At 68.8% G+C, this 20,742-nt stretch carries 19 protein-coding genes; 9 read left to right on the top strand and 10 right to left on the bottom strand.

Features of this window, described 5'->3' with window-relative positions; genetic code table 11:
• The first annotated feature begins 708 nt into the window (after positions 1-708).
• The 5 genes from rpmH (at position 709) to UA75_RS30995 (ending at position 3,358) form a co-directional block, all read left to right on the top strand.
• A complete protein-coding gene (rpmH, locus tag UA75_RS31015; protein ID WP_075743235.1) occupies positions 709-846 on the top strand; it encodes a 50S ribosomal protein L34 in 138 nt (45 codons plus the stop codon).
• 12 nt (positions 847-858) lie between these two features.
• Positions 859-1,329, top strand: a complete 471-nt coding sequence (gene rnpA / locus UA75_RS31010) for a ribonuclease P protein component (protein WP_075743234.1) — start codon at positions 859-861, stop codon at positions 1,327-1,329.
• Complete coding sequence (gene yidD / locus UA75_RS31005; RefSeq protein WP_075743233.1) at positions 1,326-1,634, top strand: membrane protein insertion efficiency factor YidD; 309 nt, start codon at positions 1,326-1,328, stop codon at positions 1,632-1,634. Before rnpA ends, yidD begins: the two co-directional genes overlap by 4 nt.
• Positions 1,635-1,638: 4 nt before the next feature.
• Entirely contained in the window at positions 1,639-2,724 is a 1,086-nt protein-coding gene (yidC, locus tag UA75_RS31000; protein WP_075743232.1) for a membrane protein insertase YidC, read from the top strand.
• Between the two features lie 76 nt (positions 2,725-2,800).
• Positions 2,801-3,358, top strand: coding sequence for a protein jag (locus tag UA75_RS30995; RefSeq protein ID WP_075743231.1), 558 nt, complete (start codon positions 2,801-2,803; stop codon positions 3,356-3,358).
• 511 nt (positions 3,359-3,869) lie between these two features.
• On the opposite strand, the gene coaA is transcribed toward UA75_RS30995, so the two are convergent.
• Positions 3,870-4,799 carry a type I pantothenate kinase gene (gene coaA, locus UA75_RS30990; RefSeq protein WP_075743230.1) on the bottom strand — a complete coding sequence of 310 codons (930 nt, stop codon included), beginning with the start codon at positions 4,797-4,799 and terminating at the stop codon, positions 3,870-3,872.
• A 235-nt stretch (positions 4,800-5,034) separates the two neighbouring features.
• Here coaA and rsmG point away from each other — a divergent pair, with 235 nt between their 5' ends.
• The 3 genes from rsmG to UA75_RS30975 all read left to right on the top strand — a co-directional run bounded on the left by rsmG (position 5,035) and on the right by UA75_RS30975 (position 7,904).
• A complete protein-coding gene (rsmG, locus tag UA75_RS30985; protein WP_083683865.1) occupies positions 5,035-5,865 on the top strand; it encodes a 16S rRNA (guanine(527)-N(7))-methyltransferase RsmG in 831 nt (276 codons plus the stop codon).
• A gap of 147 nt (positions 5,866-6,012) precedes the next feature.
• Positions 6,013-6,912 carry a ParA family protein gene (locus UA75_RS30980; protein ID WP_075743228.1) on the top strand — a complete coding sequence of 300 codons (900 nt, stop codon included), beginning with the start codon at positions 6,013-6,015 and terminating at the stop codon, positions 6,910-6,912.
• The gene (locus tag UA75_RS30975; RefSeq protein ID WP_075743227.1) at positions 6,909-7,904 is read left to right on the top strand and encodes a ParB/RepB/Spo0J family partition protein; all 996 of its coding nucleotides are present in this window, start codon (positions 6,909-6,911) and stop codon (positions 7,902-7,904) included. The genes UA75_RS30980 and UA75_RS30975 overlap by 4 nt, the downstream gene beginning before the upstream one ends.
• Positions 7,905-8,009: 105 nt before the next feature.
• On the opposite strand, the gene UA75_RS30970 is transcribed toward UA75_RS30975, so the two are convergent.
• Positions 8,010-8,957 (bottom strand): D-alanine--D-alanine ligase, encoded by a 948-nt coding sequence (locus UA75_RS30970; RefSeq protein WP_075743226.1) that lies wholly within the window; start codon positions 8,955-8,957, stop codon positions 8,010-8,012.
• 414 nt (positions 8,958-9,371) lie between these two features.
• Positions 9,372-10,694 carry a PLP-dependent aminotransferase family protein gene (locus UA75_RS30965; protein WP_075743225.1) on the bottom strand — a complete coding sequence of 441 codons (1,323 nt, stop codon included), beginning with the start codon at positions 10,692-10,694 and terminating at the stop codon, positions 9,372-9,374.
• 215 nt (positions 10,695-10,909) lie between these two features.
• Here UA75_RS30965 and UA75_RS30960 point away from each other — a divergent pair, with 215 nt between their 5' ends.
• Positions 10,910-11,554: a GNAT family N-acetyltransferase gene (locus UA75_RS30960; protein ID WP_075743224.1), complete on the top strand. Its 645-nt coding sequence runs from the start codon at positions 10,910-10,912 to the stop codon at positions 11,552-11,554.
• A gap of 158 nt (positions 11,555-11,712) precedes the next feature.
• Here UA75_RS30960 and UA75_RS30955 read toward each other — a convergent pair whose 3' ends face one another.
• The 7 genes from UA75_RS30955 to murJ all read right to left on the bottom strand — a co-directional run bounded on the left by UA75_RS30955 (position 11,713) and on the right by murJ (position 20,693).
• On the bottom strand, positions 11,713-12,867 hold the full coding sequence (locus UA75_RS30955; RefSeq protein ID WP_075743223.1) for an N-acetylmuramoyl-L-alanine amidase: 1,155 nt from the start codon (positions 12,865-12,867) through the stop codon (positions 11,713-11,715).
• A gap of 317 nt (positions 12,868-13,184) precedes the next feature.
• Positions 13,185-13,514 (bottom strand): thioredoxin, encoded by a 330-nt coding sequence (trxA, locus tag UA75_RS30950; RefSeq protein ID WP_075743222.1) that lies wholly within the window; start codon positions 13,512-13,514, stop codon positions 13,185-13,187.
• Positions 13,515-13,614: 100 nt separating this feature from the next.
• Entirely contained in the window at positions 13,615-14,598 is a 984-nt protein-coding gene (gene trxB / locus UA75_RS30945) for a thioredoxin-disulfide reductase (RefSeq protein WP_075743221.1), read from the bottom strand.
• A 387-nt stretch (positions 14,599-14,985) separates the two neighbouring features.
• Positions 14,986-15,873: a hypothetical protein gene (locus tag UA75_RS30940; protein WP_083690965.1), complete on the bottom strand. Its 888-nt coding sequence runs from the start codon at positions 15,871-15,873 to the stop codon at positions 14,986-14,988.
• A complete protein-coding gene (gene sigM, locus UA75_RS30935; RefSeq protein ID WP_075743220.1) occupies positions 15,870-16,487 on the bottom strand; it encodes an RNA polymerase sigma factor SigM in 618 nt (205 codons plus the stop codon). The genes UA75_RS30940 and sigM overlap by 4 nt, the downstream gene beginning before the upstream one ends.
• A gap of 112 nt (positions 16,488-16,599) precedes the next feature.
• Complete coding sequence (locus UA75_RS30930; protein WP_075744423.1) at positions 16,600-18,216, bottom strand: protein kinase family protein; 1,617 nt, start codon at positions 18,214-18,216, stop codon at positions 16,600-16,602.
• 233 nt (positions 18,217-18,449) lie between these two features.
• A complete protein-coding gene (gene murJ / locus UA75_RS30925; protein WP_232251142.1) occupies positions 18,450-20,693 on the bottom strand; it encodes a murein biosynthesis integral membrane protein MurJ in 2,244 nt (747 codons plus the stop codon).
• Positions 20,694-20,742: the final 49 nt, after the last annotated feature.

Genomic DNA, 20,742 nt, shown 5'->3' with positions numbered 1-20,742 from the left:
CGACGTGCTCCCCTCCCCTCACCGCACCGCCCGCCTGGCAGCGGGTGCCTGTGTCGATCGCCGCCCCTCGGCGATCGGCCCGCGGTCATGAACCGATCGTGCTGACGCCGTGATGTGCACAATCGAGCCGACAATCCACAGGGTTGTCCACAAGCTGTGCATGAAGGTACGGCGAAGCGAAGACCGATTCCCGCCCGGGGCCTGCAGATGCTTCGCGGGCTGCCAGCCGAGGCGTGTCGTCGAACGTGCGGGCTCCGGTGTCGGCTCTGCGGAGATGGGCACGCTAACAAGCGGCGGGCTCAGCCACAAGGCGCCCCGCGCGGTCGGGTGAGATTCAGGAGTCGATCGGCGTGGCGCGCCGATCAGATCAGGTGGCTCGTGGTTCTGGAGCGTACCGTATCCATCCCTTCCTTGATCAACACCGGTGCTCAGGGGCGGTCCGGTTTGAGTGGACCAGGCCGCACCACGTACTCTCATGCGGTCTATCCCCCGGTGTCACGTACTCTGGTCTTTCGCACCGCTCGCCCTGTGCCTCGTGCCAGGTCTGTGGTGCGGCCGACATGCGGTTCGTGACGGCGACGGTTGCTTCTCGTCGTCGGCGACGGCAGTGTGCTCGTCGCCAGCGGTGGCGGAGCAGCATCTGCCGCCGAGTACCTACTGGGGCGAAGACCGCAGACCCTAGCTGTAGTGAAACCGGGAGACTCGACCGTGAGCAAGCGCACCTTCCAGCCGAACAACCGTCGCCGGGCCAAGACCCACGGGTTCCGGCTGCGCATGCGCACCCGCGCCGGCCGCGCCATCCTCGCCCTGCGCAGGCGCAAGGGCCGCGACAAGCTGTCGGCCTGACCTACTCAGGCCGTGCTTCCGTCGGCGGCCAGGCTGACTCGAAGTCAGGACTTCTCCACGGTGGTCCGGCGGGGACGCCGGGCGGGACGACCTCGGGTCGTCGTGCACGTGCTGGCGGCGCTGCGTCCAGACGACGGCACGTCCACCACTGCGGAGGCAGCCATGGCCAGTGGTCAGCGGTTCACCCCCACCCGAGCAGGCAGTGCTCGGGTGGGTTTTGTCGTGAGCAAGGCGGTGGGTGACGCCGTGGTGCGCCACCGGGTCTCTCGTCGCCTGCGTCACGTCTTCCGGGCCCGGCTCGCCGCGCTGCCGCCGGGCACCGACGTCGTCGTCAGAGCCCTGCCGCCTGCCGCCGCATCGACCAGCGAGCAGCTCGCGGCCGACGTCGATCGCGCGCTGCGCAGACTCGGGATCGACCCGGCGGCCGATGCGCAGGCCGGATGTCGAACCGAGGACGATCACCAACAGGCAGGTGGGATGTGAGTGACGATCGGTCTGAGGCCGCCAGGCGTGCCGGACCGGTCAGTCGCGTCCTGTTGCTGCCGGTGCGTGCCTACCAGCGGTGGATCTCCCCGCTGCTCCCGGCCAGTTGTCGCTTCTATCCGACCTGTAGTGCCTACGCCGTCGAGGCGTTGACCGTCCACGGCGCCGCGCGGGGTATCTGGTTGACCCTGCGCAGGCTCGGCCGGTGCGGTCCCTGGCACCCGGGCGGGCTAGACCCCGTTCCTCCTCGTCGAGATTCTTCCGAGGAGACCATGGTGACCAACGACAATCGCGCCGAGGAGTAGCTTCGTGCTCAACTTCATCTACTACCCGGTGTCAGCCATCATGTGGTTCTGGCATCGGGTCTTCGGGTTCATCCTGAGCCCCGACAACGGGATCGCCTGGGCGCTGTCCGTGGTCTTCCTCGTCTTCACCCTTCGGCTCCTCCTGCTCAAGCCCGCCATCAGCCAGGTGCGCTCGATGCGGAAGATGCAGGAGTTCGCCCCGCAGATCCAGAAGCTGCGGGAGAAGTACTCCAACGATCGCCAGAAGATGGCGACCGAGATGCAGAAGCTCCAGTCCGAGCACGGGGTCAACCCGCTCGGCGGCTGTCTGCCGATGCTGGTCCAGATCCCGGTGTTCATCGGTCTGTTCCACGTGCTGCGCTGGTTCTCCGAGCACGACACGGTCTACGTGTTCGGTGAGGCCGAGGTCCAGTCGTTCCGGGCCGCTACTCTCTTCGGCGCCCCGCTGTCGGCCTCGATCTCCAACCCGGTGCTCGGTGCGAGCATCACGAGCATCGCGCTGGTCGCGATCCCGCTCGCGATCATCGCCAGCATCGCGACCCACTTCACTGCGCGGCACTCGGTGCAGCGACAGGCGATGAACCCGACCGCCACGTCGAACTCGCAGACCGCGATCATGAACAAGCTGATGCTGTGGATCTTCCCGCTCTTCGTGCTGTTCGGTGGTCCCTTCTTCCCCATCGCGATCCTGCTGTACTGGCTGAGCAACAACAGCTGGACGCTGGCCCAGCAGCACCTGGTCTATCAGCGCATCGATCGCGAGGAGTCGAAGAAGAAGGCGGAGGCCGACGCGAAGGCGGAGGCGACGCGGCAGGCGCTGGCACCCAAGCCGGGACAGAAGCCCAAGACCGCGCCCAAGAAGCGCCCGGCCGAAGCCCCGAAGACGCAGGCTCCGAAGACGCAGGCCCCGAAGTCTCAGTCCTCGAACGGGGTGGAGCCTGCCGCCTCCGACACGGGTAAGAAGAAGACGGACACCTCCTCGGCCACCAGTGCGTCAGACCAGTCCGGGACGGCAGAACCCAGCCGGAACGGGGTGACCGATCCGGTGCGTCAGCGCCCCGCGAACAAGAAGTCCAAGAAGCGTCGTTGAGGCGACTTCGTCGTGCGGTAGGCGCTGCCGCAGACACAACTCGTCTGCTGGACATACTCACGGAGAGGAGAGGCCGGTGTCGGACACCGCGCAGGTGACCGGCGTCGACCAGGAGGTCGACGCGGCCGAACAGAATGGCGACGCGGCTCCCCGCGCCGCAGAGAACAGCGAGGAGCTGCTCGTCCGCGAGGGCGACATCGCGGGCGATTACCTGGAGCGCCTGCTCGACCTGCTCGACTATGACGGGGACATCGACCTCGACGTCGAGGCGGGCCGTGCCGTGGTCAGCATCGAGGGCGGCGAGGATCTCGAACGTCTCGTCGGTACGAAGGGCGTCGTGCTGGAGGCGTTGCAGGAACTGACGCGGCTCTCCGTCCAGCAGTCCACCGGCGTTCGCAGCAGGCTGATGCTCGACGTCGCGGGTTGGCGCGCCGAGCGGCGTGCCGAGCTGGCCGAGTTGGGCCGCACCAGTGCCGAGCAGGTCCGTGACTCGGGCAAGGCGATTCGTCTCCACCCGATGACGCCCTTCGAGCGCAAGGTGGTGCATGACGCGGTTGCGGCCGTGTCCGGCACCCGGAGCGAGAGCGAGGGCGAGGAGCCGCAGCGGCGCGTGGTGGTGCTGCCCGCCGACTGACCTCGAGCGGCGCGTTTCACGTGAAACATGCGAATGGCCTCGTCGAGAGACGAGGCCATTCGCATGTCCGGGAAGTGGTCGAAGCCGGTGGGAGCGAGGCAGGCGGCCCCGACCGGTGGCGGTCCGGCTCGCCCGAGTCTGGCCGGTGGGGTCGAATCGGTGGGGTCGGTCCGGGTGGGGTCGGTCCGGTGGGGTCGGTCCGGTGGGGTCGGATCGGTTTCCGGCAGCCTCACGCCGCTGCCTGCGGAGCCCGGGGCCCGACTGCGGGGCCGAGCACCGACGGTCCACCCTCCTGCCTACCGGACTGAGGATGAGCACCACCGGGGTCTGGGGCCGACTGGACTCGACCGGGCCGGGGGTGCGCGACGGCCGCCTGCGAGGCGGGCTGCCGTGGGACGGCCGCGATCGACGTCGGACCGAACACGACGCTGCACGGCTGTCGCACGTCGACCGCGCGACCGCGTCGGTCCCCTTGGCACTCTGCGAACGTCGCGCCGGGCCGCCGCTGCCGTCACAGCTTCCGAAGTCGCACCCGATGGATCGAGTGGTCCGCTCCCTTCTGGAGGACCAGCGTGGCTCGGGCGCGGGTGGGTGCGATGTTCTCGACGAGGTTCGGCTCGTTGATCTCGGTCCAGAGTTCAGTGGCGATGGTTCTTGCCTCCGCGTCGTCCAGGCTGGCGTACCGATGGAAGTGCGAGTCCCGCCGGGCGAACGCCGTGCGGCGCAGGGTCAGGAAGCGGTCGACGTACCAGCTTCGGAGGTCGCCGATGCGGGCATTGACGTAGATGGAGAAGTCGAAGAAGTCGGAGACGGTGAGACTCGGACCGGTCTGCAGGACGTTGAGTCCTTCCAACAACAGGATGTCGGGCTGGCGGACCAGCTGATGCTCGCCCGGGACGATGTCGTAGCTCAGGTGGGAGTACACCGGGGCGCGTACCTCGGGGCGTCCGGACTTGACGTCCACGAGGAACCGGAGGAGCCCGCGCCGGTCATAGCTCTCGGGAAATCCCTTGCGCTTCAGTAGATTCCGTCGCTTGAGTTCGGCGGTCGGCAACAGGAATCCGTCCGTGGTCACCAGGTCGACGCGCGGATGATCCGGCCACCGGGCGAGCAGCGCCTGGAGGATGCGCGCGGTGGTGCTCTTGCCCACCGCCACGCTGCCCGCGATGCCGATGACGAACGGGGTACGGATGCTGGGTTCGCGAAGGAACTGGGTGGTGGTCGTGTGCAGCGCCTGGTGCGCGGCCACCTGGAGGTTGATGAGCCGAGAGAGCGGGAGGTAGATGTCGGCCACCTCTTCGAGAGAGATCGCGTCGCCGAGGCTGCGCATGCCCGCGAGTTCGTCGTCGGTCAGCGGCAGCGGTGTCGCATCGCGGAGGCCCCGCCACAGGTCGCGGTTCAGCTCGACGTAGGGCGAGGTGTCTAAGGTCGTCGATCGCACCTGTGCAGTGTGCGTTCCGGGATCGTCTGATGCGACATGATGTGAGCTATCGGCGCGGTGCGTGCTGTGTCGACTGCGTCATGCGGGACACTGTTCCCGTCGACCCCGAACAGGGCCGACGACGGTGTTTCACGTGAAACAGGCGCCAGGCGACTTCGGCGCCGGTTCGTCGCCGGTCGACCCGGTGACCTCGAGACCACGTTTCACGTGAAACGTCAGATGATGGATAGGCGGCATGGCGAACTCCAGCGCGGACCCCTCCACGACGAACTCTCCCGATTCCTCCTCGGCCAACTCCCCGGCGGGTTCCGTCCCGACGGACTCGTCCTCGGCAGGCGGTTCCGGGACGCACTCCCCCGCGACGCCGTCCGCAGGCGTGCCCTCGTCGGGCTCCGACGCGGTGGCCGATGCGGCGGCGCGGGTGTTCGGTGATCGCCTGCCCGCGGCCCGGCGCTATGTCGAGCTGCTGGCCGAGCACGGCGTGGAGCGGGGTCTGATCGGCCCCCGCGAGGTCGATCGGCTCTGGAGCAGACACGTGCTGAATTCGGCCGTGGTCGGTGAGCTGATGCCGACGAACTGTCGAGTGGTGGATGTCGGCTCGGGCGCAGGGCTGCCGGGCATTCCGCTTCAGCTCGCGCGCCCGGACCTCCGGCTGACCCTGCTGGAGCCGATGGCCCGGCGGGTCGCCTGGCTGGAAGAGGTGGTGTCCGAGCTGGGGCTGTCGACCACTGTGGTGCGGGGTCGCGCGGAGGAGCTGACCGTGCGGCGCAGGCTACGGGATTTCGACGTGGTGACCGCCCGGGCGGTCGCGCCACTGGCGAAGCTGGCGGGGTGGGGACTTCCGCTGCTTCGGCCGGGGGGCATGTTGCTGGCGCTGAAGGGGGCGTCGGCGGCGGAGGAGATGGCAAGGGACGCGGTGGCGGTCGCTGCCGTAGGGGGCTCTCGGCAGGAGCTCGTCTCCTGCGGGGAGGGATTCGTGACGGAGCCGACGACGGTGATCCTGGTCGAGCGGGGGAATGCCGCTCAAGGCCGTGACACTCGACGGAACTCCAGGAAAGATCGGTGACGGATTTCCAGGTCGATCGACCCGACCCGTTTCAGGCGTGGGGACGAGCGGGCGCGACGACCTCTGGCGCAGATCGGAGCACGGCATGTTCCACGTGAAACAACGCCGAACAGGGATGTCCACGGCTTTCGGGGGAGGCTCGCACCGGTGAATCGTCCGCAGAATCAGCAGATCTCCTCATGGACGCCGATCGCGGAGGAGGCGGAGCGAGCCACCAAGGTTCTGCATCCGAGTGAGACTCTGCCGCGACCGTCGCGACGAAGAATCCTCACCGTCGCGAACCAGAAGGGCGGCGTCGGCAAGACGACCAGCACGGTGAACCTGGCCGCAGGCCTGGCGCTGCGCGGGTTGAAGGTGCTCGTCATCGACCTCGACCCACAGGGCAATGCGAGCACCGCGCTCGGTGTCGACCACCGGTCCGGGACTCCGTCGGTCTACGAGGTGCTGCTCGGCGAGATCAGCATCGGCGACGCGGCCGCGGTGAGCACCCAGTCGGACAATCTCGTCTGTGTGCCCGCCACGATCGACCTGGCCGGTTCCGAGATCGAACTCGTGTCCATGGCCTCCCGGGAGTCGCGGCTGAAGGAGGCGCTCTCCCCCGAGGCACTGGACCAGCTTGAAGCGGACTACGTGTTCATCGACTGCCCGCCGTCGCTGGGGCTGCTCACGTTGAACGCGTTGGTCGCGGCGCCCGAGGTGTTGATCCCCATCCAGTGCGAGTACTACGCGCTGGAGGGTCTCGGGCAGCTGTTGAACAACATCGACCTGGTGCGCGCGCACCTCAATCCCTCGCTATGGGTGTCGACGATCCTGCTCACGATGTACGACGGCCGGACGAAGCTCGCCGACCAGGTGTCGGCCGAGGTGCGCAAGCACTTCGGCGATCTCGTGTTGCGTACGGTCATCCCCCGGAGCGTCAAGGTTTCCGAAGCGCCGGGCTTCGGACAGACGGTGCTGACCTACGATCCGGGTTCTCGTGGCGCGATGAGCTACCTGGACGCGGCTCGGGAGATGGCCGTCAAGGGAGCCGAGTTGGAGATCAGATGACGGAACGCAGGGGGGGACTCGGCCGCGGGCTTGCCGCGCTGATTCCCAGTGGGCCGCCCCCGGCCGATGCCGGGGCCGCGACCGACGCACCGCATCGCGGGGACCGGCTTGCCGGTCCCCCGGCGGCACAGGCAGGCTCCACCGAGGCGAAGCTGGAGGCATTGCTGCGCGAGGAGACCGCGAGCGCGGTCTACCGCGAGCTGCCGATCGCCTCGATCACGCCCAACCCGAAGCAGCCTCGACAGGTCTTCGACGAGCCGGCGCTGGAGGAGCTGGAGCATTCGATTCGAGAGTTCGGTCTGCTCCAGCCGATCGTGGTGCGCGAGCTTGGCGACGGCAAGTACGAGCTGATCATGGGCGAGCGCCGTTGGCGAGCGGCGCAGCGAGCCAGACTCCCCCACATCCCGGCCATCGTCCGGCGCACCAAGGACGATGCGATGCTCCGGGATGCACTGCTGGAGAACATCCACCGGGTGCAGCTCAATCCCCTGGAGGAGGCTGCGGCGTATCAGCAGCTCCTCGAGGAGTTTCACGTGACACATGAGGAGCTGGCAGCACGGATCGGCCGAAGTCGTCCGGTCATCACGAACACGATCCGACTGCTGAACCTGCCGCTGCCCGTGCAGCGCCGGGTGGCGGCGAACATCCTGTCGGCAGGTCACGCCAGGGCGTTGCTGAGTCTGGACGACGCGGAGTCGCAGGAGGACCTGGCGGCCCGGATCGTTCGGGAGGGCATGTCCGTGCGCTCGACCGAGGAGGCGGTCCGGTTGACGCGGCTGGAGGAGCCTGCCAAGCCCAAGGCCGCTCCCCGGAAGCAGATGCAGGCACCGGGGCTCCAGGACGTGGCCGATCGGTTGTCCAACGCCTTCGACACCCGAGTCAAGGTCGAACTCGGACGTCGGAAGGGACGAATCGTCGTGGAGTTCGGGTCGGTCGATGATCTGGAACGCATCGTGACGATGATGGCGGAAAATCGGACTATTCAGACATAGAAAAGTCGCATCCCGCCACACCGACCCCTTTCGTCACGGTGACGTTTCCTTTTCGGCTTGCCGGCGACTCGATCAGCCACCCGAACCGCCGGCGAGCCGAGATCATCAGGCGCGAGCGATCGCCCGCTCGATCAATTCGGCGAACACCTTCCCGAACGAGCGGTCCGCCGCCTCGATCGCCATCGGCAGCAGCGACGTCTCGGTGAGCCCCGGCGACACGTTCACCTCCAGGAAGTGCACTCGGCCGTCGGTGCCCACCACGGCGTCGGTCCGCGAGACGTCGCGAAGGCCGAGTAGCCGATGTGCGGCGACTGCCAACTCCCCCACCTCCGCCGCCTGCGCCTCGGGCAACCGGGCAGGCGTGTGAAAGGTCGTGAGCCCGGCGGTGTACCGCGCCGTGTAGTCGTAGACCCCGCCTGCCGGATCGATCTCCACGGCGGGCAACGCGATCGGACCGTCGGCGGTGTCGATCACGCCCACCGCCACCTCGGTGCCCTCGACGAAGCGCTCGACCAGAACCGCATCGCCATAGGCCAGCACCCCCACCATCGCGGCGGGCAGTTCCTCTGCGGTGCGCACCACCCGCGCACCCAACGCTGACCCGCCCTGATCCGGCTTGAGCATCAGCGGCAGACCGAGCCGTTCGACCATGGCGTCCAGCACGGCTTGCGCGCCCAGCGAACGGAAGGTGCTGTGCGGCAGCACGATCCAGTCCGGTGTGGTCAGTCCGGCGGCGGCGATCTCCGCCTTGGCGGACGGCTTGTCCCAAGCACGGCGGCAGGAGCGTGAGTCGGTGCCGACGAAGGGAATGCCCCGCATCTCCAGGACGGCCTGGACCGCGCCGTTCTCTCCTTCACCGCCGTGCAGCGCGACCACCACGGCGTCCGGTCGGTCCGCACCCAGTCGCGACAGCAGCTCGGCATCGGCGTCCCACTCCTCCACCGTCACGCCCGCCGAGCGCAGCGCGGCGGACAGCCTGCGACCGGAACGCAACGAGACGTCCCGTTCGTGGGAGAGCCCTCCCGACAGCACCGCCACCCAACGATCTGACACTTGCTACTCCCTTGACTGTTGTTCGAGCCCTCGGACGTCGCGGGGCCGGGCAGACAGGCGAGCCGAGACCGGCGGTACCGCCTGCCCACGGCGAGGACCGGCGTCGTCGGCGAGCGGCGAGAAGGAGAAGACGACTCCTCGCCGCCATGCGGGACACGCACTGCACAGCCCCCGGCCAAGGGATCATGGCCCGGTCGCCGAGTCACACCATGGCAGGAGACCTCTCCCGCGTCGACAACCACCCTGGCGCGGCGCGTCTGCCCGCAGTCGATGAGAACCCGTGCTCCGGGGCGGCGGTCCGGTCACACCGTCCCTGCATCGTCGGACGGTGCAGCCGGGAGATCCACGCGTCACGGACATCCCGGCCGCCGTCGTCGTGCCGCCGCCACCCGGACATCGCAGGCGGGGGTGCGATCAGGCGGTGTCCGGGCCCGGCGAGTCGGCGCCGATGCGGGGACGCTGGGGAACGCTGCCGAAGGTCGCCAGCAACTCCAGTTCGTCCTGGAGCACTCCCCCGAGCCTGCGCACGCCCTCCTGGATTCGCTCCGGCGTCGGGTAGCAGAAGGACAGGCGCATCTGCCTGCTGCCGAAGCCGTCCGCATGGAACGCGGTCCCGGAGACATAGGCCACCCGCTGGGTGATCGCTCGCGGCAGCATCGCCTTGGTGTCGACGCCTTCGGGGACCGTCAGCCAGACGTAGAACCCGCCGTCGGGTCGGGTCCAGGTGCAGCCGGCCGGCAGGTGCTGCTCCAACGCGGAGAGCATCGCGTCCCTGCGCTCCCTGTAGACCTCCCGATACGTCTTGACCTGGCCTTTCCAGTCGTGGGTCGAGAGATAACGGGAGACGAGGAGCTGGTTGAACGTGGGTGGGCAGAGGGTCGCCGACTCCGAGGCCAGCACGAGCTTCTCGCGCACGGCGTGCGGTGCCAGTGCCCAGCCGACCCGGAGACCGGAGGCGAAGGTCTTGGAGAAGGACCCGAGGTAGACCACGTTCTCCTCGTCCATCGACCGCAGCGCGGGATAGATCTGGTTGTCGAAGCCCAGCAGTCCGTACGGGTTGTCCTCGATGACCAGCACGCCGTGACGGGCGCAGATGTCCAGTACCTCGGCACGGCGGGACACGGCCATCGTCACGCCTGCCGGGTTGTGGAAGTTGGGGATCGTGTAGAGGAACTTGACCCGTTTCCCCGCCGCCTGGACGGCGTCGAGCGCCGCGCGCAGCGCCGCCGGGATCAGCCCCGACTCGTCCATCGCGACATGCACGACCTCCGCCTGATACGCGGTGAAGCTGCCGAGCGCGCCGACGTAGGAGGGTGCCTCGGCCAGCACCACGTCGCCGGGGTCGCAGAAGATCCGGGTGACGGTGTCCAAGGCCATCTGCGAGCCGACGGTGACCACGACGTCGTCCGGGTGCGCGCTGATGCCCTCCAGCGCCATCACCTCGGTGATCTGCTCGCGCAGTTCGGGGACGCCCTGGGCGGAGCCGTACTGGAAGGCGACCTGGCCTTCATCGGCGACCAGCCGGGCGACCTCGCCCGCGAGTGACTCCATCGGCAGCGCCGACAGGTTCGGCATGCCGCCTGCCAGCGAGACCACCTCCGGTCTGCTGGCCACGGAGAACAGTGCCCGGATCTCCGACGCCGTCATCCCTGCCGTCCGTGCCGCATAGCGGCTCAGATGCGCGTCAAGACTGCGCGCGCGACTGCGCGGCGCCGGCTGCGACTCCTGGCTGGTCATTCGGCACTCCGAACTGTGTCTCGTCACGTCCCGGTGGGTTCGACCGAAGGTGATCCGACTTCGGTGATCGGATGGATCACCGAACGGGCATTCGGCCGAACGAGAGGCGCGTCTGACCCCTCAGTGTAACTTCGGCAGCGAACGAGCACCGTTACCCTGTACTGGTACAGGCGGCCTCCCGTGGCTGCGCCCGAGGCTCGTGCTGAGGAGGTCAGGTGTCGAGAAGCGTGGTCGGCATCACGCTGGACAACCTGCATGAGCTGCCGAAACAGTGTCGGCGCTGCGTGTTCTGGGAGTTGGCGCCGCACATCAGGGAGCAGGCTGAGGAGTTCGGCCAGACCGAGTTCGAGAAGGAGGCCTGGATCTCCAGCGTGCTGCTGGAGTGGGGCTCCTGCGGGCGACTGGTCCGGGTCGGCGGCGTACCCGCCGGATACGCCCTCTACGCCCCGCCCTCGGCGGTGCCTCGGTCCGGCACCTTCCCGACCTCCCCGGTCAGCGCGGACGCCGTGCTCCTCACGACCCTCAAAGTGATGCCGGAGTTCGCCGACACGGGCCTGGGACGCCTTCTCGTGCAGGCAGTGGCCAAGGACCTCACTCGACGCGGTGTGAAGGCCGTGGAGGCCTTCGGCTACTCGGACGGCGAATCCGACGGTCACTGCGTGATCCCGGCGGAGTTCCTGCGTCAGGTTGGCTTCAAGACGGTGCGGCCGCATCCGCGGTGGCCCCGACTCCGCCTCGAACTCCGGTCGGCGTTCACCTGGAAGGAAGACGTGGAGGCGGCCCTCGAACGCCTGCTCGAACCGATGACGGTGTCCACGGACTCGGCGTCGTCCACGTCGGTCGGGGTCCCCGCTCGCTGACCGGCCGGTCGGTCGCCTGCGCGGCGGCGCCCGACCGATGCGGCCGGGCGGCTGGTCTGCCGGTCGCGCCTCGGGCAGGAGATGCGACCGGGCCGGATCGGCCGTTCCCCCTCGACCGAGGCGCGATGACGAGCGGCCGAGGGGGACCAGGAGCCTGATCAGTCGATCTTGGCCAGTTCGTGACGCAGCAGGTCGTCGAAGGTGAACGTCCCGGTCGGCTGGTCGTTCTCGCCGAGCAGGTAGAGCCGCTTCACCGCGACCAGGATTCGCTCGGCGAGGATGTCGCGGAACGTGGGGTCCATCAGCCGTCGCCGGTCGGTGGCGTTGGTGAGGTAGCCGACCTCGATGTGCACGGCGGGCATCCGGGTCAGACGCAGGACCTCCCACGTCTTGGGATGTGCGCCGCAGTCGACCATGCCGGTCTTGGCGACGACCTCGCGCTGGATGTAGCCGGCGAGTGCCTCTCCGACGGTCGAGGTCGTGCCGTTGCCCGTGCCGAAGTGGTACGACGCGATGCCCTGCGCGGCAGGCGAGGGGTTCGTGTCGGTGTGCAGCGAGAGGAAGAGGTCGGCGCCTGCGTCGTTGGCGAACGCGGCCCGTTCTGCCTCCGGCGGACAGGTGTCCGGGCCTCGTACCAGCAGGGCCTCCATGCCGGTGGCGACCATCCGGCCTTCGAGCCTGCGGGCGAGGTCCCAGGCCAGCTCCGCCTCGGCGGCGTCCTCCACGACCGCGCCGCGATCAGAGCCGCCGTGCCCCGGATCGAGCACGATGCGTTTGCCGCGCAGCCGGGGCCCTGCGGTGCGGACCCGCTCCTGCTCGCGCAGCAGCACCGGCCTGCCGCCTCGGACCTTGGGCATGAGCTGTCGGAGCGACCGCAGCGTCTCCGGGCCGAACACGCCGTCGGCGGTGATCCCGTAGTCGCGCTGGAAGCTCTTCAACGCATGCTCGGTCTGCGAGCCGAAGACCTTGTTGGGCCTGCCCGCGTCGTAGCCGAGCTCCAGCAGGCGTTCCTGGAGGGCGAAGACGTCGTCACCGGTGATCGACTGACTGATCTGGTAGGCCAGCGGGCGGTCGCCAAGATTCCACCGGGCGTCACGCAGCGCCCGATAGGTGGCAGTGCCCACCACCCCGTCGGTGATCAGGCCACGCTGTTGCTGGAAGGCTCGAACTGCGTGCTCGACGAGCCCGTCGAAGACCTGCTCGTGGTCGTCGCCGATGTGGCCGTTCGACGGCGGAAGCAGGCCTTGCGATGTGAGAATGGCCTTGATCTCGGCAACAGCCGGACCGAAGTCACCGCGGTGGAGCAGTTGCATGTACTCCTCGCTTGACTAGAGCGCCGATGGACGACGCGAGGGGAAGCAGACAACCTATTGTGCCCTGCTGGTGACATGGCGACACTTCGGGCTGCGCGCCGAGGCATCCTCACTGGTAGTGCTTGGTTCTCCACCTATTTGGGCGCTTCAGCACTCGAAAGGATGAAGTCGGGTGGCGTCGGCTTGGTACCGGGGTGCCGTGCCAGGACGAGCCAGGCGTGGGCCGGGATGGCCCCGCCCCGCCGATTCCTTCACCGCACCGCGCGGCCACGGGCCACGCGGTGCGGAGATCGACAGGGCCGGGCGAGTCCGACCTGTCAGTCGAGGTGCTTGGAGATCTCGCTCATCAGCGCCGCCTTCGGCTTCGCCCCGACGATCTGCGTCACCGGCTTGCCGTCCTTGAACAGGATCAGCGTCGGGATCGACATGACCTGATAGTCGCGCTGGGTCGACGGGTTCGCGTCGACGTCGAGCTTGGCGATGGTCAGCTTCTCGGCGTGCTCCGCAGCGATCTCCTCCAGCACGGGGGCGACCATCTTGCACGGTCCGCACCAGGTCGCCCAGAAGTCGACGAGCACCGGCTTGCTGCTGTCGAGCACCTCCGACTTGAAGGTCTTGTCGGTGATGGTGACGGTTGTGCCTGTCATGGTCTCTCCTAGCGTGTGTGCTGGTCGCGGCCGGGCGAAGCAGCCCTGCCGGTGCCGTTGTCGATCACGTCGTGTCGCGTGGTCCGCCGGGTGCGGTCGATCAGACCGTGGGGACCGGGTCGCCGAGTCCGTAGCCGCCGCCGACGGACTCCGGCGTCGTCTCGTGGTGGGCGAGCCAGCGCTCGGCGTCGATGGCCGAGGAACAGCCGGACCCCGCTGCGGTGATGGCCTGCCGGTAGGTGTGGTCGACGAGGTCGCCTGCGGCGAACACCCCGGTCAGGTTGGTGCTCGTGCTGCGCTCCATGACCCGCACGTAGCCCGCCTCGTCCATTTCGACCTGTCCCTTGACCAGCTCACTGCGCGGGTCGTGTCCGATCGCCACGAACATGGCCGTCACGTCGAGGGTGGACTCTTCGCCGGTCACCGTGTCGACGAGGCGGAGCCCGCTCACCGAGGTCTCGCCGAGCACCTCGGTGACCGAGGCGTTGGTCCGCCAGCGGATCTTCTCGTTGGCCCTGGCGCGTTCCAGCATGATGCGGGAGGCACGGAACTCCTCGCGGCGGTGCACGATCGTCACCGACTTCGCGAAGCGGGTGAGGAAGGTCGCCTCCTCCATGGCGGAGTCGCCGCCGCCCACCACCGCGATGTCCTGATCGCGGAAGAAGAAGCCGTCGCAGGTCGCGCAGGAGGACACGCCACGGCCGAGGAGACGTTCCTCACCCGGCACGTTCACATAACGCGCGGCGGCGCCCATCGCGAGGATGACCGCCTTGGCCCGGTACTCGGTGCCGTCGACCACCACCGTCTTCACCGGGCCGTCCAGCGACACGGACTCGACGTCCTCCGGCCGCAGCTCCGCACCGAAGCGCTCGGCCTGGGCGCGCATCTGCTCCATCAGCTCAGGGCCCATGATGCCGTTGCGGAAGCCTGGGTAGTTCTCGACCTCGGTGGTCGTCATCAGGGCACCGCCGAACTGCGTGCCCTCGAAGATCAGGGGTTCGAGTTGAGCCCGTGCCGCGTACACCGCAGCCGTGTACCCCGCCGGTCCCGAGCCGATGATGATCAGATTTCTCACGTCGGACAACTTCGCCGCCTCCGCCGACTCGCGTGTACACCGTTCTCACTGGCGAGCCTGTCCTCGCCCGCCCCCGGCTCCCCGAAAGTCGAGTGAGCCCGGCATCCGGTGCAACACGATCCTAGGCGCGGCTGTTCCCCGACACGGACGTGTCAGGCCGGTTCGTCGGCTGCGTCTCACCTGACGCAGCCCAGGCGCACGGCGCAGGCAGCCACGGCGCAGGCGTGCCGAGAAGGACCCGACGCCTGCGCATCGATGTCCCCTCGTGCCGGTGCCGTGGCTGTCGTTCCGCTCATCGGTACGTCGCGCCGCTGCCCCGTGTGCCCGGGAGCACGCGGACGGTCGCCTGCGCCGCTCTGTCCGCCGCCTGGAGCCCGCTTGCGGAACCGAGCCGGGTCAGCCTCCGATCGTGGTGTCCCCGAGGAACTCGGAGTCGCCCTGCGCGCAGTCTTCCGAGACCACCACGACGCGGAACTGGTTGAAGCCTTCGCCGAGGATGACCATCAAGCCCGCCTGCCCGCCCAGCTCCGCCGCACGCGAGCCGAGGACGTTGGCGTCGGGAATGCCGCCCGCCGCCAGGCACGACAGCAGCGCGTCCTCGTCACCGAGCGAGCCGTACTCCTCGACCTCGAGCAGTCCCGCGATGTCGCCCGTGCCGAGCGCGTTCAGGTCGTCCTGCCCGCCCAGTGCCAGCGGCGGCTGCGCGGACCCCGGCGGTGCCTCGCCCTGGGTCTCATCCGCCATCGGCGTGCCGGGCGAGGTGTTCGACGGCAGATTGATCGCGACCACGCTCACCACCGCTGCCGCCGCCACCAGCAGGCCCGCACCCCAGCCCGCGTTGCGTCGTCGGCGTCGCCGGACCGCATCGAGGTCGACGATCGGCGCAGGCTGGCCCTGCGGCGCCTCCGTCTGCGCAGAGCCTCGTTCCGGCGGAGCGGACGGTAGTTCCGTCACCGTCGCCGGAACGGCCCGAGTCGGGCCGAACATGGCGGCGGCCTCGCGGGCCAGGGCCGCGTCCAGCCGGTCTGCGAAGGCCGCGGGCATCGGCGGCACGGGCGGCAGGTCACGCAGCTCCGCCTGGGTGGCGTCCAACGCCGCGAACAGGGCCGTCGCATCGGAATCGGACTCGGCGCGCGGTCTCAGCCGTGCCGCGGTCTCGTCGTCGAGTGCTCCGGCGTGCAGATCCGCCAAGAGGTCGAGTGACCACGCGGCTCCGTCGTCCGGATCGGGCCGTGACCCGCTGGTGGGGTCGAGCCCACGCCCTTCCCACTCACTGCCGGTCATCGTCCCTCCCGAGTGCGTCGCTGCTGGCGAGCGATGTCATCAGATGGGACGTTCGCAACTGCATCGGGGTTCCTGAGATGCCCGAGAAGTTTCGCCAGGCGGGTGCGACCCCGGGCACAGCGGCTCTTCACCGTGCCCTCGGCGATCCCGAGGATCTGGGCGGTCTCCGCCACGGAGTAACCCTCCACGTCCACCAGCACGATCGCGGAGCGCTGCTCCACGGGCAATTCGGCGAGGGCATCGTTCACCGCGAGCCTGGTCTCCTGCTCGGCTATGGCGTCCCGTGTGATGGCGGGCTCGTTGGGGCCCGCCTCCGGCAGCGGGACGACCGGTCTGCTCTGTTTACGTCTGATGCGGTCCAGACACGCATTCACCACGATGCGGTGTAACCACGTGGTCACCTTGGACTCGGCGCGGAACGAGGATGCTGCCCGGAAGGCGGAGATCAGGGCGTCCTGAAGGGCGTCGGCGGCGTCCTCCGGGTCTCGCATGGTGCGCAGCGCCACCGCCCACAGGCGGTCACGGTGCCGCCGGACCAGCTCAGTGAATGCGTGTGGATCCCCGCTTGCGTGGGCCGCTATGAGGTCGGCGTCCGAACTTGCTGGGGCTGTCACACGCCGAGGATAGCGGCAGTCACCTCACGGCCCCTTGTGCGCACGGTCGGTCGATTTCCGTCGCAGCGGCGATCCTTGTCCTCTTCCCTCGGTTCGCCGAAGGCCTACCGACTCACTCGGCTGTCTGGAAGGTCACCTCGTTGATTCGCGTCTGATAGCCGCCGTCGACCGGCACGATCCCGGTGACCCAGAGCAAGATGTGCTGACCTTCGACGACCTCGTCGAAGTCGAGGCTGGTGTCGCCGCCGGAAAGGCTCAGCGTGCCGAGCAGCGTCGTCTCGTCGACGCTGCCCGGTGTGGCGGTCGGTGAGCTGCGGATCTCGATGACCCCGCCGGCACTCGGGGAATTCACGGTCGCCTGAGCTAGTCGAGTGGCCTCAGAGAAGGAGACCATCAGACCAACGCCCGGCTTATAGGCGCGGTCGCTGTCGAAGGATTCGAAGTATGCCGAAGTGGTCCACGCCGTCGATGCGTCGCCGTCGATCGCATCGCCCGCTCGATTCGGATGGTCCAGGGTCGCACCGGGCGGCTGCCACTCCGCCGCACCGGCCGGGGTGATCGGCCCCGCCGCGACCGGCGGACCGCTGTCCGGCTCCTCCTCGTCGTCCCCGCCCTCGCCGTCCTCGCTGACGCCACTGGGGAGGATCGAGTTCTGCGCGCTGCTGCTGCCGCCGGGGGCGAACATCTGCGCGACCTGGAAGCCGAGCCAGCCGACGATCAGCAGCGTGGCGACGCCCAGAATCGCCATGCCCACGCTCAGCTTGCGTTTGCGGGCCTGGTCCGGCTCGGGATCGCGCTCCCGCCAGACGTCGTTCTCGGGAGCGGGGTTGCCGATCGGCGACTGGTGCATCACGTTCGTGCCGGAGTCCTCGGTCGCTGCGGCGCGCTCCAGGACCGGGATCATCGCGGCTGCGGTGCGGATGCCGCCGGTGTTGATCGTGCTGTCCGGGCCTGCCAGCGCCTTCACCGCCGCGTTCGACAGCTCCAGCGGCACGATCGGGCGCAGCGACCGCGGTGTGACGGGCACGCCGTCCTTCTGCATCTGCACCGTCGGGACGCCTTCCGGCGCTTCTGCCAGCGGCCACCGGCCGGTGAGCAGGTAGAACAGCACCGCGCCGAGACCTCGGACGTCGTCGGTGGCGCTCGCCTCCGGCCGGACGCCGGGGAAGGCGAACCGCAGCTCGCCGTCGGCGCTCACCCGGATGCGCTGCGGGTGGTCGATGCCGAGCACGAGGCCGACGTGATGCGCGGTCTCCACGGCCACGGCCAGCGACTGAAGCAGCCGGGCTGCGGTGGCGGGCGGCACGGGGTTGTCCTTGACCAGCTCGGCGAGGTCCGTGCCGTGCGTCCACTCGGCCACCACGATGCCGAGGACGCGATCCGACTCGGCGAGTCCGTGTTTGGCGCTGATCACGTCGAGCACGCGGGCCGCGCCGACGCAGTGGAAGCTCGCCGCATGCATCGCGCGTTCCAACGCCCGTCTGGCCCGCGCGTTGACCTGCGTGTCACTTCGATCGCCGACCAGGATGGTCAGCGCGACGTCGCGGCCGAGCGCGGAGTCCTTGGCCCGCCACAGCTGCGCGCCACCCCGCACGTCCTGCCCTACGTTGCCGATCAGGCGGTAGCGGCCGTCGCCGAGCACGGTGCCCGGGGCCAGCCCAGCATCCTCAACGCCCTGACCGATGTCCTTCCGGTTCGGTGCGATGTACTCCGTCGGCTTGCCGCTCACGGTCATTTCTCCTGGTCCACCCACTCCCCGGACAGCGGAGGCCTCGGCAGGCGCGCCTTGGAGAGACTCGCGTCCGAGAGTACGGGAAGTCGGCTGTCATCGAGTTGCCACCAGCACGTCATTGTTCGGAGTACACCCGTGTGGCGAAGGGCGGTTCCAACACTGGGAGGGACGTACTGAAGGGGGTGCGAGGTTGCTTCCCCGTCCCATATACGTGTGAGGCAGGTCAATCGTTACCGTCCTGCCATCCTTCGTACTCGCGTCATCAGCGGATCGAGTTCCCGCACCTTCAGCAACAGCATGAAGCCGACGGTGACGATCAGACAGAGCACGGAACCGGCGATGAGCTGAACCCAGGCCGTGCCTGCGCCGTCCGCCTGCGGCATCAGCGCGCCGACGCCCTGCGCGGCGAGCAGCGCGGCGCCGCCGCCCCAGATCGATGCCATCGCCGCCTTGCCCAGCGTGATCCACAACGCCCGGTTGCCCAGCTTGCCGATCCTGCTGCGCAGCCAGATCTCGCCGATGACCCAGCCGATGACGAAGGTGAAGGAGTTGACGAAGGTGATGCCGAGGACGACCTGTTCGTCGTCCAGCAGCACCGGGCAGAGATAGAGCAGCGGCACCTTGATCGCCGTCATGATGGCGAGGATCAGGGTGGGGGTTCGCGAGTCCTTCATCGCGTAGAACACCCGAAGCTGGAGCATCGTGATCGCGTAGGGCAGCAGGCCGAACGCCGAGACGACCAGGGCCTGCCCCAGCCTGCCCGCACCGCCGGCTCCCTCGCCGAGCGAGAACAGCGAGATGCCGATCTGGGTGCCGAACACCGTCATCAAGACGCTCATCGGCAGCAGGATCAGCGTGCAGAGCCGGGCGCCCAGCGAGAGGTCTGCCTTGAGTCGGTCGTAGTCCTCGTCGGCGGCGGCCCTGCTCATTCTGGGCAGCACCGCCGTCATGATCGAGAACCCGATGACGCCGTAGGGCAGCTGCAACAGCAGCCACGCGTTCTGGTAGATCGCCAGGCTGCCCTCGTAGGCGGTGGCCACCCTGGTCAGCGCGATGACGCCGAGCATCCCGACCAGCGCGTAGCCGATCACCCAGGCCGCCAGGCCGCCGAACTCGCTGAGCCGAGAGTCCCAGCCCCACCGCCACGCGGGCCGGAAGCCGCTGCGGCGGAGCGCGGGGATCAGGATGGCGGCCTGTGCGACCACGCCCAGGGTGACGCCGATGCCCAGCACGAGCAGATGCGCGTCGGTCATCCGAACCGGATTGACCACGATGTCACCGGGCAGCATCCAGTACACCAGGATGGTTCCGATGATCACGACGTTGTTCACCACCGGGGCCCAGGCAGGCGGTCCGAACACCTGCTTGGACTGGAGGATCGCCATCAGCAGCGCGCTCAGCCCGTAGAACAGGATCTGGGGCAGCAGCAGGTAGGCGAACGCCGTGACCAGGGCACGGTTGGCCTGGGTCTCGCCGCCGCTGACGTAGACGGCGGTCAGCAGGGGCGCGGCGATCACCGAGAGCAGGGTGCCGACGCCCAGGATGACGGTCGCCAGTGTCACCAGCCGCTGGGTGTAGGCCAGTCCGCCGTCCGAGTCCTCCTTCTGCGCCCGCACCAGCACCGGCACGACGATGCTGGTCAGCACCCCGCCGAGCAGCAGCTCGGTGATGATGGTCGGCAGGTTGTTGGCCACGGTGAACGAGTCGTTGATCAGACCGAGGCCGACGACCCACGCCAGCATCGCCTTCCACAGGAAGCCGGTGATCCGGCTGATCAGGGTGGCGATCGCCATCGTGCCGCTTGCCTTGAGCAGCGACTTCCCGGCCTTCTTCTGCGGCTCGTCGGTCGCGGTCACGTCCGTGACGGCTTCGCCCGCCTCCCGATCCGCGACCACCGCGACCGGCGACATCTGCGTCGTCTGCTCCGGGTCGACGGGGTCGACCGGATCGACCACCGGAATCGCCCTGGTTCGGTCCAGGTCGGCGCCTCGGGCACCGCGCGGGCCGCCGGGTGCGGCAGCGCGTGCCGCGCCCGCAGCGGCCCGACGAGCGGCGTCAGAGGCGGCCTGTCGCGTGCGCTCCTGGTCGAGACCGCCCGCCTGCCCGAGGTCGTGGGTCGTCGCCGGGTCCTGTCGAGCGTGCGTGCCCGGCGGCAGATCACGACGGATGTTCGGCTGTGATCCCGGCGCATGGTGCGCCGATGCCGAGGTCGGCTGTGCTGGTCCAGGCGCCGGGCGCCCCTGGTGCTCCGGCCGCAAAGCGGGCTCCGATGCGTGGTCGGGTCGCAGCCGAGGCTGCGACGGGGGTACAGGTGGTGGTCGTCGCTGACTTCTGAACGGTTCGGGCGGCGTCGCCCGCAGGTCAGGTCGCGAGGAGTGCTCCGGCGGCGGGCCCGGCCTGCCTCGCCGCCGAGGACCACCCGGCGGATACAGCGGACCGTCGAACCGGGTGGTCTCCTCGTCGTCCTGGTTCACCACGTCTCCTCGCCGGACGGCCCGGCGGCCCGTCTGCCGTCGCGAGCCG

It is taken from the genome of Actinoalloteichus sp. GBA129-24, from assembly GCF_001941645.1.
GTDB classification, from domain to species: domain Bacteria; phylum Actinomycetota; class Actinomycetes; order Mycobacteriales; family Pseudonocardiaceae; genus Actinoalloteichus_A; species Actinoalloteichus_A fjordicus.
This window is presented reverse-complemented; position numbering and strand designations above follow the sequence as displayed.